The 17,382-nt window shown below is 47.0% G+C and carries 14 protein-coding genes; 2 read left to right on the top strand and 12 right to left on the bottom strand.

Features of this window, described 5'->3' with window-relative positions:
* Window positions 1-186: 186 nt before the first annotated feature.
* From ACFODW_RS14790 to mbcS, 4 genes are all read right to left on the bottom strand, one after another.
* The gene (locus tag ACFODW_RS14790) at window positions 187-1,059 is read right to left on the bottom strand and encodes a ComEC/Rec2 family competence protein (RefSeq protein ID WP_390307553.1); all 873 of its coding nucleotides are present in this window, start codon (window positions 1,057-1,059) and stop codon (window positions 187-189) included.
* 29 nt (window positions 1,060-1,088) lie between these two features.
* The gene (locus ACFODW_RS14785; RefSeq protein WP_390307552.1) at window positions 1,089-1,586 is read right to left on the bottom strand and encodes a hypothetical protein; all 498 of its coding nucleotides are present in this window, start codon (window positions 1,584-1,586) and stop codon (window positions 1,089-1,091) included.
* 91 nt (window positions 1,587-1,677) lie between these two features.
* Window positions 1,678-3,819: an ATP-dependent Clp protease ATP-binding subunit gene (locus tag ACFODW_RS14780; protein ID WP_390307551.1), complete on the bottom strand. Its 2,142-nt coding sequence runs from the start codon at window positions 3,817-3,819 to the stop codon at window positions 1,678-1,680.
* Window positions 3,820-4,191: 372 nt separating this feature from the next.
* Window positions 4,192-5,775 carry an acyl-CoA synthetase MbcS gene (gene mbcS, locus ACFODW_RS14775; protein ID WP_390307550.1) on the bottom strand — a complete coding sequence of 528 codons (1,584 nt, stop codon included), beginning with the start codon at window positions 5,773-5,775 and terminating at the stop codon, window positions 4,192-4,194.
* Between the two features lie 240 nt (window positions 5,776-6,015).
* On the opposite strand from mbcS, the gene ACFODW_RS14770 reads away from it, so the two are divergent.
* Window positions 6,016-8,613 carry an EAL domain-containing protein gene (locus ACFODW_RS14770; protein WP_390307549.1) on the top strand — a complete coding sequence of 866 codons (2,598 nt, stop codon included), beginning with the start codon at window positions 6,016-6,018 and terminating at the stop codon, window positions 8,611-8,613.
* 33 nt (window positions 8,614-8,646) lie between these two features.
* On the opposite strand, the gene pdaA is transcribed toward ACFODW_RS14770, so the two are convergent.
* The 4 genes from pdaA to ACFODW_RS14750 form a co-directional block, all read right to left on the bottom strand.
* Window positions 8,647-9,435 (bottom strand): delta-lactam-biosynthetic de-N-acetylase, encoded by a 789-nt coding sequence (gene pdaA / locus ACFODW_RS14765; RefSeq protein ID WP_390307548.1) that lies wholly within the window; start codon window positions 9,433-9,435, stop codon window positions 8,647-8,649.
* 54 nt (window positions 9,436-9,489) lie between these two features.
* The gene (locus tag ACFODW_RS14760) at window positions 9,490-10,797 is read right to left on the bottom strand and encodes a Na+/H+ antiporter family protein (protein WP_390307547.1); all 1,308 of its coding nucleotides are present in this window, start codon (window positions 10,795-10,797) and stop codon (window positions 9,490-9,492) included.
* Between the two features lie 366 nt (window positions 10,798-11,163).
* On the bottom strand, window positions 11,164-11,961 hold the full coding sequence (locus ACFODW_RS14755; protein ID WP_390307546.1) for a YfkD family protein: 798 nt from the start codon (window positions 11,959-11,961) through the stop codon (window positions 11,164-11,166).
* 70 nt (window positions 11,962-12,031) lie between these two features.
* Complete coding sequence (locus ACFODW_RS14750) at window positions 12,032-12,424, bottom strand: OsmC family protein (protein ID WP_390307545.1); 393 nt, start codon at window positions 12,422-12,424, stop codon at window positions 12,032-12,034.
* Window positions 12,425-12,592: 168 nt separating this feature from the next.
* Between ACFODW_RS14750 and ACFODW_RS14745 the strand changes: the two genes are divergently transcribed.
* The gene (locus tag ACFODW_RS14745; protein ID WP_390307544.1) at window positions 12,593-13,753 is read left to right on the top strand and encodes an MFS transporter; all 1,161 of its coding nucleotides are present in this window, start codon (window positions 12,593-12,595) and stop codon (window positions 13,751-13,753) included.
* Between the two features lies 1 nt (window position 13,754).
* Here the strand turns inward: ACFODW_RS14745 and ACFODW_RS14740 are convergent, their stop codons facing one another.
* The 4 genes from ACFODW_RS14740 to ACFODW_RS14725 form a co-directional block, all read right to left on the bottom strand.
* Window positions 13,755-14,474: a hypothetical protein gene (locus ACFODW_RS14740; protein ID WP_390307543.1), complete on the bottom strand. Its 720-nt coding sequence runs from the start codon at window positions 14,472-14,474 to the stop codon at window positions 13,755-13,757.
* A gap of 352 nt (window positions 14,475-14,826) precedes the next feature.
* Window positions 14,827-15,510, bottom strand: coding sequence for an amino acid ABC transporter permease (locus ACFODW_RS14735; RefSeq protein WP_390307542.1), 684 nt, complete (start codon window positions 15,508-15,510; stop codon window positions 14,827-14,829).
* Between the two features lie 12 nt (window positions 15,511-15,522).
* Complete coding sequence (locus ACFODW_RS14730; protein WP_390307541.1) at window positions 15,523-16,404, bottom strand: transporter substrate-binding domain-containing protein; 882 nt, start codon at window positions 16,402-16,404, stop codon at window positions 15,523-15,525.
* A gap of 64 nt (window positions 16,405-16,468) precedes the next feature.
* Window positions 16,469-17,347, bottom strand: coding sequence for a transporter substrate-binding domain-containing protein (locus tag ACFODW_RS14725; RefSeq protein ID WP_390307540.1), 879 nt, complete (start codon window positions 17,345-17,347; stop codon window positions 16,469-16,471).
* Window positions 17,348-17,382: the final 35 nt, after the last annotated feature.

Here is a 17,382-nt window from a genome sequence, read left to right as displayed (position 1 = left end):
TGGGATAAAATAAAGAACCGCTTCCAATCCGGCAAATATTTCAGTTTCAACACCATCGATCAACCAGCCAACAGCCACTCTAGTCAGAAACGAGGAACAGGACACCTACATCATGCCCTCCCCTTGCCAGGCCATACTTTAGCTCTTCTTCCCCACTAATAATACGGAACAATACGTGGAAGCAAATCAGCTGGCATCCATCTCCAGGTTATGGAATGGATTCCGTTCAGGCAGGAGAAAATAGTCCTCGCCATTAGTGGTAATGACCACATCTCCGAACATCGCCGTCGAATAGATGTCGGCGTTCACTTTATGCAGATTGCTGATGACCCGGTCTACCGGATGCCCGAAATCATTCTCGGCATGATACGTAAGAATCGCTGCCTCCGGGTTCACTTCTTTTAGGAACTCCAAGGAACTGCTAGTCTTGGATCCGTGATGTGCCACCTTCATGATCTCTGCTTCCACATTTTCCTTGACTAGGTTTTTCTCCTGGGATTTTTCTACATCACTGGTTAAAAGAAAGTCAATTTTTCCATACGTGATCTTCAGGACAATGGATGACTGATTATTGCTTTTAAAGCCTGCATGGCTGTTCAGCACCCTGATATCAAGATTGGGGTCAATTTTAACTTCATCCCCCTGCTTGGCGATGGTCACAGGAATATCGTGCTTCCTGACTGTACGGATGTATTTGGCATACGTTTTTGTAGTATGAAGTTTCCCTGAATCCAATATCTTCTCCACTTTGATCGAATTGATGACGTTGGGAAGCCCCCCAATATGATCGATATCAGGGTGGGTTGCTACTAGAAGATCAATTTTCCCGACCTGCTGATCCCTCAAATAAGACGTAACCTTTTCCCCTGCATCAGGCGGTCCTGCATCAATCAATATGTTTTTACCAGCAGGAGTCTGAACCAGGATACTATCCCCCTGGCCCACATCAATAAAATGGACCAACATCTCAGGCATCCGCTCCCCCAGGACATGGGATGGCGCCATCAGGAATAATAAACAAAGAATAATTGCCGGCAGCTGTTTCTTCCGCATATGCATGGTTAAAACATCCTTTACGTAAGATGCCTTTATTTTTTACAGAAGAGCGGAGAAATATTTATCAGTACCGTGCATACTGCTGATAAATTTGGCTGATGCGGATTCCCCTGCCGATCTGCTGATAAAACACCGCTCACGCGGATATCCAGCGGGTGCTGCTGATATGATTTCTCTCTTAGCGATATCCCACGGCTCCTGACGATAAAATCTGCCTGTTGCCGATTACCACACTGATCTGCTGATAAAACGCCGCTCACGCGGATATCCAGCGGGTGCTGCTGATATGTCTTCTCTCTTAGCGATATCCCACGACTCCTGACGATAAAATCTACCTGTTGCCGATTACCACGCTGATCTGCTGATAAAACGCCGCTCACGCGGATATCCCGCGCACCCCGCTGATTTACTTTCTCTCCTAGCGATATCCCCCTGCTCCTGACGATAAAATCTGCCTGGTGCCGATTACCACGCTGATCTGCTGATAAAACGCCGCTCCCGCGGATATCCAGCGCCTCCTGCTGATACATACAAACCGGCTCCCCCCGCCCCACTTCCACTGCAGCAAACCACTAAAAAACCCCCGCCGGTCACTCCGGTGGGGGGTTCATATACTTATACTTATGCGTTTACTACTTTGATTTCTTCGTCGATGACATCGACTTTTACGTTTTCTAATTCAGTTTCTTCCAGGATCAGATCGGTCAGCTGATCTTCAATTTTATCCTGGATGACTCGGCGTAATGGACGGGCACCGAAGCGCTTGTCGTAGCCCAGTTTGACCAATTCCCGTTTTGCTTCGTCGGTGATGGTGATGTGAATATCATTTTCTTCGATGTTTTCCTGAAGCTCATTCAGCATCAAGTCGACGATTTCCATCAAGTCGTCCTCAGAGAGTTCATTGAAGTTGATGATGGAGTCGAAACGGTTCAGGAATTCCGGCTTGAAATAGTCGCTCAGGTTTTCAAGTTGAGATACAGATTCATGTGCATCCTTGTTAAAGCCTACGTTTACTGATTTCACACCGGTTCCCGCATTGCTGGTCATGATGATGACGGTGTCCTTGAAACTTACATTCCGTCCATGGGAGTCGGTCAGATGGCCGTCTTCCATAATTTGCAGGAACATGTTCTGTACATCTGGATGGGCTTTTTCAATTTCATCCAGCAGAATGATGGAGTATGGGTTGCGGCGGACTTTCTCTGTCAGTTGTCCCGCTTCCTCATGTCCTACATAGCCTGGTGGTGAACCGATAATTTTGGACACGGTGTGTTTCTCCATATACTCGCTCATGTCGAGGCGGATCATGGAATCACGGGAACCGAACAATTCCTCCGCAAGTGCTTTTGTCAATTCGGTTTTACCCACCCCGGTCGGTCCGACGAATAGGAAGGACCCGATTGGACGGTGTTTGGACTTCAGTCCGGCGCGGCTGCGTCGAACGGCTTTTGCCACTTTATTGACTGCCTCTTGCTGGCCGATTACTTTTGAACTCAGTTGCTCGGCAAGATTTTTCATCTTTTCCTGCTCGTCTGTTTGCAGCTTAGTCACAGGAATTCCTGTTTTCTCTTCCACGATCAGCTGGATATCGGATATATCCACGTCAATTACCTGTTCTTCGTCCTTGGCTTTTTCCAGCTGTTTCTGAATCTGGATTTCTTGATATCTCAGGTTGGCCGCTTTTTCATAATCTTCCCGTTCGGCAGCTTCTTCCTTTTCACGGACGATTTCATCGAGATGCTGCTGGATGGAATTGGAGTCTTTCTCTGCATTGGACAGGTTTAGACGAGATCCGACTTCATCCATCAGGTCGATGGCTTTATCTGGAAGGAAGCGGTCCTGGATATAACGGTCGGAAAGCTGTACGAATGCTTGAATCGCTTCATCCGAGTACCGTACCTCATGGAACGCTTCATAGCGGTCTTTGATCCCTTGCAGGATTTGTACTGCCTCTTCTTTTGTCGGCTCTTTGACGATGATCGGCTGCAGACGGCGTTCGAGAGCTGCATCCTTTTCAATTTGGCGGTACTCCTTCAATGTCGTCGCACCGATGATTTGCAACTCCCCGCGAGCCAAGGCCGGCTTAAGGATATTACCTGCATCCATTTGAGAGCTTTCTGCTGTCCCAGCACCTACAATCTGATGGATTTCATCAATGAACAGGATGACGTCCTTTCGTTCCTGCAGTTCGCTGATCAGCTGTTTCATCCGCTCTTCGAATTGGCCGCGCATGCTGGTGTTGGCTACAAGGGATGCAACATCCAATACATAGATTTCCTTGTTCATCAGCTTGGCTGGTACGCCGCCTTCGACAATTTTCAGGGCCAGCCCTTCAGCGATCGCTGTTTTACCTACACCAGGCTCCCCGATCAGAACAGGGTTGTTCTTATTCCTTCTATTCAATGTTTCCGTCACACGTTTCACTTCCTGATCGCGTCCGATCACCGGATCGATCTGCCCGGATCTGGCTTGATCGGTGACATTCTTACCTAGTTGATCAAGCACGCCGTTCCCTCTATTTCCCTGTCTTTGTTTGGTCTTCGTACCTGCCTGTTTTCCTCCGTTACCCTGGAAGAAATTGTTGGCGAAGGAATTATCCGAATTTCCGAATGGAGACTGGGAAAAGAAATCCCCGGAACCCATCATTTGACCTTGGATCTTTTCAAAACATTCATGACAAAGATGCACTTGCATTTTTTGATTATTGATATTCATGGCCAAGTTCACGTTCGCTTGGTTTACTCCACAATTTTGGCACTGCATCCTTCATTCCTCCTTGTATATGCTAATTTATGATCAATTAAAATTTGATTGATTGCTTGCTTTTTGACTTTGACTATCTTTGACCTTAACTGTAGTATAAGGCACATTTCCTAATAGCTTCAAGCTTTTTGCTTATTCCTTCAAGGCCATGTTGATTTGATCAATGTTTGGCTTTGACCATCTTTGACCTTTGACTACATTATATACTGACCTTTTTTGACTTTCAAGTAGTTTGACCCAATTTTTATTAAAAATTATTCTAAACAAGAATGGTGCTTGCTCTCAGTCAGCAGTGTAAGGACTATACTCGGGCGACAGCCGGTCTTAATAAGAAAAAACAGGGAACAGCTATAAACACTGTTCCCTGTTCTGTCATTCTTCATTCTTCTTTTCTTCCTTCTGGCGCAGTTCAATCCGCCGAATCTTTCCTGACGACGTTTTCGGCAGATCATCCACAAACTCAATTTCCCTTGGGTATTTATATGGTGCGGTCACTTGCTTCACATGGTCTTGCAGTGCCTTGACCAAATCAGGTCCGGCCTCATCTACATTTTGCTTCAGCACTACAAATGCTTTGACAATGCTCCCCCGTACTTCATGCGGGCTTGCTACTACGGCACACTCTTTGATATAAGGATGTTTGACCAATGCATCCTCCACCTCGAATGGGCCGATGGTATAACCGGAACTGATGATGATATCATCCTTGCGCCCTTCAAACCAGTAATACCCGTCCTCGTCCTTCCTGGCCTGGTCTCCGGTAATATAATAGTCGCCTTTTCTCGACTTTTTCGTCCGGTCCATATCTTTATAGTACTCACGGAACAGGGAAGGGCTGTCTATCTTCACTGCGATATCTCCTACCTGATTGGCCGGAACAGGCTTGCCATCTTCATCAATAAGCTCCACTTCATTTCCCGGTGTGGGCTTTCCCATTGAGCCGGGGCGGAGTTCCATATTTTTCATCACGCCGAGCAGCAGTGTATTCTCGGTCTGGCCGTAGCCGTCTCTTACCATTATATTGAAGTAGCGCTTAAATGTATCAATGACCTCCACATTCAACGGCTCACCTGCAGAAACGGCACTGTGAAGAGCCGGAAGCTGATACTCTTCCAGGTTGTCCACCTTGGCCATCAGCCGGTACTCGGTCGGCGTACAGCAAAGCACATTGATTTCATGCTCTTCAAGCAGGCTCAGATACTTCTCCGGGTCGAATTTCCCGTGATAGATGAAGCCTGTTGCACCTGAGCCAAGTACGGACAGGAATGGGCTCCAAATCCATTTCTGCCATCCTGGCCCTGCAGTTGCCCAGACCCTATCTCCTTCCTTAATAGAAAGCCAGTTCTTCGGGGCCGTCTGTAAATGGGCATACCCCCATGCATGTGTATGCACTACTCCTTTAGGGTTGCCGGTGGTTCCCGAGGTGTATGGAAGGAACGCAATATCATCTTTGGAGGTCGGGACCATTTCCAATTCTTCGGAGGCGCCTCGTTTCAAGTCATCCAGATAATGCCATCCTTCCACAGGCTCACCTACTACAAATTTCTTCAGTTTATGGTACTCCAAAATATCCTTATATTGATCGGTAAATGGAAAATAGCTGACGATGCCCTTCGCCTCTCCATGGGTGATCCGGTATTGGAGATCCTTCGTCTTCAGCATTTCCGATGAAGGAATAATGATCACCCCTGTTTTTAAGGCAGCCAAGTAAACTTCATAGACATCGATCAGACGCGGAATCATGACCAGGATCTTATCACCTTTCTCAAGCCCCATCCTTTGAAACACATTACCGATCCTATTGGCGTTTTTCACCAGTTCGCCATATGTAATCTCTTTTGCCGTTCCAGCGTCATCCTGCCAAATCAATGCTTTCCTGTCTGCATCGGCGGCATACCGCTCCACTTCCATTGCAATATTATAATTCTGTGGTGCAATAAGGTCTTCTCTTTTCATCATAACCCTCCCTGCCAGTTTGCCCTATTATATCAAATGTTTAGATAACTTATAAGGACGAAGGACCGCCTCTTCTTTTCGGGGGATTAGACAGAATTCTATTTCCAGGAATTGGATTCTATCATATAATTAACAGGAAGACATGATACCAACAATTACCTGTGTTAATTTATATAGAAAGCGAGAAGATGCAATATGGCTGTACCTCCCGGCAACCATAACATTCTGAAGAGACTTTTTTTGAAAGCAAGTGAACTGGAGACCACCGAGCCTCGTGAAGATGAATTATCTAAAGGTGCAGGGGAGCTGCGCCGACTGGCCAGTCAGTTGAATATCAAGGAAAACCATTTGGCCCAGGCCCAGCAGATCGCTGACATTGCCAGCTGGGAATATCTAATAGAAGAGGACGAGCTATACTGCTCGGAGCACCTCTTTACCATGTTTGGCTTGGACCCCAATCGTAAAATCCCTATGCAGCAGCTATTCAATCTCATGCATCCGGATGATTATGAGGAAATGGATCATAAGGTAGAAGAAGCCATCCATCACGGCATTGATTATCATGCTGAATTTCGTATCTACCACGGAGAGACGAAGCAGTTGCGGTACCTCAAAGTCCGCACAGAAGTCATCCATGAGGATAGGCAGCCCTTCAAGCTGGTGGGTGCTGTCCGGGATATAACCGACCAAAAGATCATGGAATTGGAATTGAAAGAAACCAATGAACGGTTGTTCCATATATTTGACCATTTGAAATCCGGTATCTGGATGAGGGATTTTCATAGCGGATCATTCATTTTTGCTTCCAAAGGAAATGAAGAAATCTTCCAAATGACACTGAGGGAGATTTACAGCGATTCCTCCTTTTGGGAGAAATCCGTCCTGCCTTCTCATTGGGAGATGGTAGAGGAAAAGCAGAAACTGGTCGAACAAGGGGAGTCAATTGAGCACTACTACCAGATCAAAGCCGCTGATGGCACGGTGAAATGGGTCTATGACCAGACCATCCCTTGGCAGAATGATGATGGGGAAGTTACCCATACATTCGGCGTGATGGTCGACGTGACAGAGGAAATGGAAATGCAGGAAAAGCTGAAGCGCCTTGCCTCCCATGACCCGCTCACAGGCCTCCCGAACCAGCAGAGCCTTGATAGAACCTTAGACCAGCTCTGCCAGAACGACGATCCTTTTGCATTATTATATGTGGATCTGGACCGGTTCAATATAATCAGCGACTCCCTTGGCTATCAGGTTGGGGACGAGACTCTGATCAAGGTTGCGTCCATCCTGGAAGATTCCCTCCCGGACAATGGCTATGCGGCCCGCCTGAACGGTGATGACTTCCTGATCATCCTTAAGGACTATCCGTCAAAAGAGATGGCATTTCAGACAGCTGAAAGGGTCATCCATAGAATCGAGGCACCATTCACCATACAGGATTTCGAGCTCCACTTGACGACCAGCATCGGGATCAGCTTTTTCCCAGAGGATGGCAGTGATAAATTGACGTTAGTGCAAAACGCCCATTCTGCCCTCTACCAGGCAAAACAGCAAGGCAAAAACACCTATTGCCTGTATTCATTCTCCAAGGATATCTCTTCCTATAAAAAATATATCCTCGAGAAAGATATGCGGAAAGCCATCGCCAATGAAGAGTTTGAATTGTATTACCAGCCCCAGATCGATCCACATAGTGGTGCAGTCCGAAGTGCAGAAGCGCTGATCAGATGGAATCACGAGGAATGGGGAGTCGTTTCCCCAGGAGACTTTATCCCATTGGCAGAAGAAAACCACCTGATCCACCACATCAGCGACTGGGTCATCCGGAAGGTGTGCAGTCAGTTACGGGATTGGAGGGACAGGGGACTGCCGCTTCTGCCGATTGCTGTAAACATCTCACCCATCCGGCTGATGAAAAAAGGACTCGCTCCTTATATTGAGGAACAGCTGCAGCTCCATGACATTCCCGCCAAATACTTGGAAATGGAATTAACTGAAAGCTCCCTGCTCAAAAATGATGTGGGTGTGCTTGCGACATTGGAGGAACTCCGTACACTCGGTGTAAGGGTGGCCATTGATGATTTCGGAACAGGCTTTGCCTCCCTTAACTATCTGCATGTGTTTAGATCTGACATTCTAAAAATCGACCAGGTGTTCATCAGGAATATTACGAAAGAGAATCAGCTGGATGCCGCTATTGTATCTTCCGTAATTCACCTTGCGAAATCATTAAATATGGACATTGTCGCAGAAGGGGTGGAGGAGCATGAACAGCTGGAATTCCTGAAAGAGAAGGAATGTGATCTCATCCAAGGCTATATCTATTCCAAGCCGGTGCCGGCCGTCGCGTTCGAGCAAATCATGCGGTCAGGCTATATGAGGCCGAGCAAACCAAAAGCCTCTCAAGCCCCTGTACAGGAAAGAAGGAAACACTTCCGTATAGAGTTTCCGAACAGCCTGAAAGGAAGTATGGCAATTGTGGAAGTGAAGGGCAGGAGAGTCGACCTGGGATCGTCCGATATCCTCATCGAAAATATCAGCGCCGGAGGCATAAAAATCCTGTCTTCCCTAAAGCTCCCCACCCAATCGCCGATGAAATTTGAATTCCAATTCACACTTATGGGCGAAACATTCCGGCTCGGCGGCACGCCTGTCTGGATGAATGAAGCTAAATGGGATACGTATCATTACGGGATCGAGTTTACTGCCGATGAAGCAGAAATGGAGCGGCTCTCCCGTACCGTCAACCAAGTCTCCGTACTGACCAGCACGAAGAATGACATACCGGAAACAGAATTCATTTATGCCAACCCATATGATTACCTGAATAAGAAATGACAAAAAGCGGGCCATATCAAGCCCGCTTTTTCATTAAAATCCATATATTGGCCGTGGAATTTCGTCCTTTATGACGAGGTCGTCCAAGCTTTTAAATTCATATCCCTCTTTTTTCAACTCCGTGATTAGATGCTCCAGTGCTTCCGCATTATCCGAAGAGACTGTATGCAGCAGGACAATTGCCCCTGGATGAATCTGGTTCATTACCTGATCAAAGGCATATTCCCATCCTTTCTGCTTACTTGTCTCCCAATCCACGAAAGCAAGCGACCAAAAAACATGGATATATCCTAATTCACTGGTCCACTTCAATGTCTGCTCATTGAAAATGCCTCTAGGCGGGCGGAGATATTTCAATTGTTCCTGGTCTGAAACCTCTGCCACCGCCTGCTCGAGCGCCTCCAATTCCTCTTGGATCGAGCCTTTTGAGATAGTGGAGAAATCCGGATGATGGTATGAGTGGTTGCCAACGATATGTCCCTCATCCACCATCCGCTTAATCAGTTCAGGCTCCCTGTCCACATAATGGCCGGTGACGAAAAAGGTCGCAGGAACCTTTTCCTTTTCAAGTACATCCAGAATGTCCCCGGTATAACCTGCTTCATAGCCATTATCGAACGTCAGATAAATGACTTTATCACCGGATAAGTCAGCATAATAAGCACCGTATTTATCAAGCAATCCCTGATATTCCCCGATATCAGGAGGCTTGTGATCCGTATTTTTCTTGTAGCCCCAGCCATAAGCTAAGACCTGGTTGTTTTCCACCCCAATAAAAAAGGCAAGAAAAACGATGATCGATACTGCAATGAATTTTTGCATGATATCCCACCTGTTTTTTCTTACCTTTTCCAATCTGAGTGAAGTTATTCATTTTTATAGGAACACAGCTGCCGCCCATCCAAAGATAAATAAAGGAATATTAAAGTGGATGAAGGTCGGCACCACGGTATCCCAGATATGCTGGTGCTTCCCATCGGCATTCAGGCCGGAAGTCGGTCCCAGTGTACTGTCAGATGCAGGAGAACCAGCATCCCCCAATGCACCTGCCGTCCCGATAAGTGCTGCGGTCGCTACCGGGGAGAATCCTGCCGCCAGACAAATCGGTACATACAATGCAGCCAGGATTGGTACAGTACCAAAGGAAGATCCGATTCCCAACGTGACGAACAGCCCTACCAGCAGTAGGATGAACGCTATTATTGCTTTATTATCCCCCAGGAATCCCGAAGAGACTTCCACTAAAGCATCAACGGCTCCGGTCTCTTCCAAAATGGTTCCAAAGCCGGATGCCACAAGCATGACGAACGCAATCGACCCCATCATGCCGATTCCCTCGGAAACGATGTTATCTCCGTTGCGGAATGGCACCACAATGAATAGGAACATAAGAAGAAGTCCAGTCAAGGCGCCTAAAATAAGATTTTCCGTAATCAACTGTACGATAAGCGCACCAAAAATAGCAATAAGCGTAAAGAAATGGTTCTTGTTAAAGGAAACTTCTTTCACTTCCGGCACAATTATTGCCGTCGGACCACCTGCACCCTCTATAGCATCCCGGTCCTTCCGGTAGGTGAAGAAGATGGCAATCAAGAGGCCCACTACCATTCCAATACCAGGCGCCAGCATGGCCGTTGTGGTATCGCTGATGGAGACACTTGCCCCATTTTCATTCATACTGTCCACAATCGTGTTATGGAAAATCAACCCGAAACCTGCTGGGATCATGACATAAGGAGCCTTCAGCCCGAATGTCAATGCCACCGCAACAGCGCGGCGGTCCATCCGCATTTCATCAAATAATTTCAGTAATGGCGGAATCAATATAGGAATAAAAGCAATATGTACTGGCACAAGGTTCTGCGACAGTGACGCGAATCCGGCAATCGCCAGCAGCATCATCGTTTTCTTCCCTGTCAGCACTTTGATCAAATAGTTCACCAATATTCCAGTAATCCCCGTATAACTGATGGCTACAGCAAAAGCCCCCAGCAATATATAACTCAACGCCGTATTCGCCTGGCCTCCCATGCCGGCTACCAGCATTTCTGTCGATTCAACAAAGGATAGCCCTGACATAAGCCCTGCCGTAAGCCCTGCCGCAATAATTGCGACAATCACATTCACCCGCAGCAGACTCAGGACCGTCATAACCAGGACGGAAACAATTACTACCCATTCCATAAGTCTTTCCCCTCTCTCTATATCTATCACTTATTTATGATTTCAACTTCAATACTTCATCATGATAAAGTATTAAAGCATAAAAATCAAGGGGAGAAATTATATTTTAAATTTTATGTTAATGGGCGTGAGAGCTTCGGGCGATATCCGATGTGTGCTGCCGATGACCCGCGTTTCGGCGGATATCCGACGTGTGATGCTGATACCTCCGAGCGTTATCCTCTGCCTTCCGCTGATTAACCATATCTCCGGGCGATATCCTCCCCCTTCTGCCGATAAACTACAACTCCGGCTGACGATCACCGCCTCTGCCGTCTGCAACAACAAAGGAAGCACCGCCCTGGCACTTCCTTCAATCAGCATCATTTATTTTAATTGGAAAGAAAATGATATATGATCCTGCACCGGAATCCATGCGCCGATTCCCTGCTTCGTCACGTTTTTGATGGTTATTCCTTTATTGGACCCTTTCAATTCGATATATACTTCACCAAATGTCACTTGTCCCTTTTCATTGACGGCTGGAGCATATGCCTGTAATGTTCCCTGCTTATTTGCCGGCACCTTGTAGGCATTATCCTTTTTTGTATTCTTGCCGATCGTTGTGTTATAGGAAAGCGGAAGATTTGTTTTTTCCTTGGCCTGCAATAGCATCATGGTTTTCACTTGTTCAGGGTCGGCTATCTTATTGGTCAATGCGCCTTTAATTTCTTTTTGTTCCTGCTGAATGTAATTCATTTCCTGGCTGGTGTCGCCGCCAAGATTATTCATTTCATTCTTATTGATGGTCTGGTATTCCCAGTTCATATTTGTTTCGGATGACTGGTAATTAATCGGCCATCTGCCTAGATACACCATTCCCCTGTAGCCGATTGCCAGCGGCGAGGGCTTCAATGTAGTTTCATTCAGCATTTTGATCAATTCCGGGTTTTCAATCGTATTCTCCATATCCTCCATCATTTCCTTCACCAGATCGCTCGGCTCGACGACTTCCTGGTCCTCGCTTGAGTTTGGATACGTATTCTCTTTGGAAATTGTCAAAACATGGCTTGGTATTTCGTATTCATTTTCTTTGGACTTCTCTTCCGCGCTGAGGCTGGTGGCCGGCAGTAGTAAAGCTATACAAGCTGCAATTAATGCAAATATATACGCCCTTTTATTCATGTATGCCATTCCCTTCATTTTTCCATAGTTTTTTGCGCACACATGAATTTTATACGCCCGCGCCGGTGTTTTATCCTCCAAGTTCTTCGATTTCAATGCTCTCCACAATTCGGATGCTGTCCTCTACAGAACGGATCATCGAACAGTTTTTCCTGGCTGTTTCCAGGTTCTTCTGCATTTTTGCCGGGTCCAAATCCCTTCCCTTTACCGTGAAAACGAGGGATATTTCCTCGATTCTGTTTCCCTCAGCAGGATTTCTATTGGTATCTGCGACTATTTGAATATCTTCCACATCTGTACGCTGCTTTTCCAATATTTTGCGCAATACAGACCCACTGCATCCGGCAATGGAAGCGACCATCAGCTGAAACGGCCGGAATCCATATTCCTCATTGCCAGAGACACATAGTTCACTGAACTGCAGCTCGGTCTGTATCCCGCATTCTTTTAGATGAAATTCCACCCTTATCCCTCCGTTATAAATAAAACATGACTACTTAACTATTTCCTTTTACAGCTGTTTCTAACCTTCTGGACACAAATATGTTCTTAACCGTCAGAATATTGACCTTCCAGGGAAAACCGATTAGATTGAAGATAGAAAAATGTGCGGTGAAAAGGTTGGATTGCCATGGTCAATAAGGAAACACGTTTTTGGATACTGATTGCACTTGTTACTATTTCCGGCTTCTCCCAGGGGATGCTGCTGCCGCTCCTTGCCATCATTTTGGAGCAAAACGGCGTGCCTTCATCCGTCAATGGCCTTCATGCTACCGGTCTTTATATTGGAGTTCTGTTAGCTTCTCCATTTATGGAAAAGCCGATGCAGAAATTCGGATTTAAACCGGTCATATTAGTCGGTGGTGCACTTGTGTTTATTTCGTTGGCAATGTTCCCTGTCTGGGAAGCTTTATGGCTTTGGTTCATGCTCCGTGTGCTCATAGGGGTCGGGGACCAGATGCTTCATTTTGGCACCCAGACTTGGATTACTGCTACAGCAACAAAGGAAACACGTGGAAAAAGCATCGCATATTACGGCATGTTCTTCGGCCTCGGATTCACCATTGGCCCGCTGATGACCCGCCTGTTGTCCATCCATGAAGCATTGCCGTTCATCGTATCGGCGCTGTTCAGTTTGCTCGTCTGGTCGTCGATGCTGTTTGTGCGGAACCAATGGCCCAAGCAGGGCAGAGGAATAGCCGTCAGCACCACTTCCTGGTCACGGTTCAAGCAGACGGGCAAAATTGCATGGGTTGCCCTGCTTCCAGGTTTCGGATATGGCTTCCTGGAGTCCTCTCTCCACGGCATCTTTCCTGTATATGGAATGAGGCTCGGACATGAAGTGGATATGTTATCTGTGCTTATCCCGTGCTTTGCTGCTGGCAGCCTGATTACCCAATTGCCGTTGGGAATATGGAGTGACCGGCTGGGCAGAAGGGCCATTCTGTTGGCTGTACTCGTCTTAGGGAGCGTTCTTTTTACAATGGTGGCCATTCTTGAAGACCATATCCCGGCCTTATTTGTGTTGTTTGTACTTGCCGGCATGTGTGTCGGATCGCTCTATTCCCTCGGGATTGCCTATATGACCGACTTGCTTCCTGCCACACTGCTCCCGGCGGGGAACCTGATGATCGGTGTCGCCTTCAGTCTCGGAAGCATCAGCGGCCCATTTTTGGGCGGAGTCTATGTGGAAACTTTCCCAGGGCTGTCCTTCTTCTATCTGATCGTCCTGATCCTGTTGATGGTTGCCATGGCCATTTTCTTCCGCCGCAAACCACAACGGGCTAATTGAATTACCAGTCAAAGAAGAATTTTAGCGCGAGGGTAACTGCCGTATGTCCCAAGGACCCAAGCAGGAAGGTGGGAAAATGGGTGTTTTCCTCTTCCGGAAGCTCTTTTTTCAAGACAACAAAAATCATAGCTCCGGAAATGAACGCATAGATGATTGCCAGAACATAGGGAGGAAGCGGCAGAAGGACACCGGCAATCCATCCGGCAATGATGCCTGAAGCGAGGACATACCTACCGCCCCTCTCATATCGTTCACTGTCCTCCCTCCACATATCATGCGATACGGCCATGAAATGGAGACCAACTGCTACTCCGTAGAAGATGGCTTTGATGCCTTCCAATCCAGAGGCGAATACAATATAGGAAATAAGCATATTGTAGATCCCGAAAAAAGCAATCTGGATCCAGAAGAACCGCCCTTCCCTTTCCTTATGAAGGCGTTCGGCCCGCTCTGCCGCATTATGTACGCCATAGAAAATGAGCAGGCCAAAAAGTCCGAGGACATATAATTCCGACTCCATGGTGAATAGGGAGTCCTGCGGGAAGTTCTCCTGCTCCCGATGGAGGGATGGAAGTATATATACAAAAACATAACTGACTGCCACCCCGCCTGAAAACGAGATCCATTGAAAAGTTCCGATGGCGGAGGAGGATATCAGTTTATTGGCAAAAAGCTGGACAGTGAGATAAGCAATCCCGAGGATGACTGCGTCTGCTGTCATGATGACCATCCTTTTTTATTATAAGATAAAATCTTTTTTCCCCTGCTATACTGCCATCAAACTGAAAAAGAAGTTGGGAAAAAATTGTTTAATCAATAGAAAAGGCCAAACTAGCTAAAAATCTTGTGTAATGGGAATACCCGCTGCGGAAATACACTTCGCTTTCCACGGGCGGCTGCTGAGCCTCCGAGGGCTATCGCACTTCGGGGTCTCACCTAGGCCTTTCCTCCCGTTGGAGTCTACGTATATTTCCTCCGCTGATTCAGTTCATTGTTCATCTTTTGGGTAAAGCAATTTAGTTTTGTCCCAACCTCCTAAAAAAGGACATCCCTCATGGATGTCCTTGAAAGTTCTATACATATTTGCTGTATCTCTTTTCCAATCTCTCCTGTATAAATCCAATCACAATACAGACCGGCCAGTAAATGAATGCCACGAGCAGATACATGGTCATCGCATCGAACTCCCTCCCTGCAACAATTTGCGTCTTCTGAAACAGCTCTGGCACCGTAATGACCGCAGCAAGTGAGGTGGCCTTTACGATGTCCATAAACACATTGGTCAGCGGAGGAATGGCAATGCGGGTTGCCTGTGGCAGAATGATTTTCCTCAATGCCGTCCAATAGCCGATGTTCAATGCCTTTGCCGATTCCCATTGTCCTCGATCAATACTGTTCAGGGAAGAACGATCGATTTCTGCGATATAGGCGGCGCTGTTCAAGCTAAATCCCAAAATGGCGGCAGTAATTGCGTTGAATTCAATTCCGACCACCGGCAGACCAAAATAGAGAATGAACAGAAAGACAAGCATCGGAGTTCCCCGCATGAAGGAAATATAGATCCTCGACGGCCAGCGGAGCAGCAGCCGCTGCGACCCTCTTGCCAATGCCAGGAAAAGCCCGAGCACCAGGCCGATTGCCATACCAGAAACAGCAATCAGCAAGGTGACCGGCAGGCCCTCCAGTACGAACGGCAGGCTGCGCCAAGCCAGCTCCACATCAAACAAACCGCCAAAATCGAAGCCATTTACATTCATCAATAACTCCCCTTACAAATCCAGACCTTCCAGTTCTTCAATTTCCTCTTCTGGAGGACTGGAGGCATCTTCTTCATAGAATTGAATGGCAAGCTCCGATAATGTGCCATCCTCGCGCATTTCTTCGAGGGCACCATTGATTTCTTCTGTCAGCTTGTCCGCGCCCTTCGGAATAACGACTGCCTGTTCCGTTGGATGGAATTTTAAGTCCGGATGGAGATGGATGTCAAACTGCGGAAATCCAGCTACACCGAATTTCGTCAGAAAATAATCGTTGATGACCACATCTGTCCTGCCATTATCGACATCGCGCAAATACGCTTCATTCGGAGCGTTCCCGTAAGTGATGACTTCTGCCCCGTAATGCTCGGCAATCTGGCTGTAAATAGTAGTAGCTCCACCGCCGGCTTTCTTGCCTTCTAAGTCTTCCAGGGAATGAATGCCGGAATTATCTTCCTCTCTTACTGCCATCGTCGCATAAGAGTATTTATACGGTTCACTGAAATTGAATTCCTCTCTCCGCTTATCAGTTGCTTCGATATCATTTGCAGCTACATCAATCCGCCCGCTCTGTACAGCCGGAAGCATACTGTCAATCCCCATTATTTCGAAAGACACCTCCAGACCAAGCCTGTCAGCCACCTCCCGCATAATTTCCACATCATAGCCTGTCAGCTGGTCTTCGCTTTCCTCTGCCCCATCATAATAGGAAGCGGCAATCAATGTACCGGAAGTCCCTACAACCAATTCACCTGATTCTTGAATGTCCTCCCACCTATCATCAGTGGCTTCATCTGTGTCCCCGCTGTTGTCATCCTGTCCACCTGAGCTTCCGCAGGCACTCAACAACATGATCAGGGCAATCAGCATGGGCAGATAAAACATCTTCTTCATCTAAATCCCTCCTTGGTCCATACAGAACCATTCTTTCAAATTTGTCCGTATTCTAATCCCTTATTTAAAGATTCAAATCTTCTACCTCTTTTATTTCTTCATCCGGTTTCTGAGAGGCATCTTCTTCAAAGAACTCTATAGCGAGCTCGGACAGCGTACCATCCTCCCGCATCTCTTCCAAGGCATTATTGATCTCTTGCGTCAGTGTCTCTGCGTCCTTTGGAATCACAATCGCCTGCTCTGTTGGACGGAAACGGAGCTCCGGATGCAGATGAATATCCAACTCCGGAAACTCTGCGATTCCGAACTTCTGCAGATAATAGTCATTAATGACCACATCTGTACGGCCATTATGGACATCACGCAGATAGGCTTCATTCGGTGCATTTCCGTAAGTGACTACTTCCGCCCCATAGTATTCAGCAATTTGGCTGTAGACGGTAGTGGCTCCGCCGCCTGCTTTTTTGCCTTCCAGGTCTTCCAATGATTCAATACCGGAATTATCCTCTTCTCTCACGACCATGGTAGTAAATGAATACTTATAAGGGTCACTGAAATTGAACTCCTTTTTCCGGGAATCGGTTGGCTCGATATCATTGATCGCTACATCCGCCCGGCCATTTTTCACCGCAGTCAGCATGCTGTCGACTCCCATGATTTCAAAGGAAATATCCAAACCGAGCCTCTGCGCCACCTCGCGGATCAGTTCCACATTATAACCGGTCAGATTATCTTGGTTTCCTTCGTCCCCTTCATAGTAGGAAGCAGGATACAGTGTACCGGATGTCACTACAACCAGTTCACCTTTTTCCTGGATCTCGGCCCATCGTTCATCCGTTGTATTTTCTTCTGAATCTTCTACTGAGCCATCCTGGCCGCCTGAACTGCCACATGCAGCCAGCACGACTACCATTGCAAGCAGAAGATAAATCAGCCGTTTCATTTTCCATCTCCCCCTATTTCTATCTGTTTTATAAA

This window comes from Virgibacillus sediminis, assembly GCF_042643265.1.
In the GTDB taxonomy this organism is placed as follows: Bacteria; Bacillota; Bacilli; order Bacillales; family Amphibacillaceae; genus Virgibacillus_O; species Virgibacillus_O sediminis.
The sequence above is the reverse complement of the archived record's forward strand: the minus strand, read 5'-3'. Positions and strand labels throughout refer to the sequence as shown.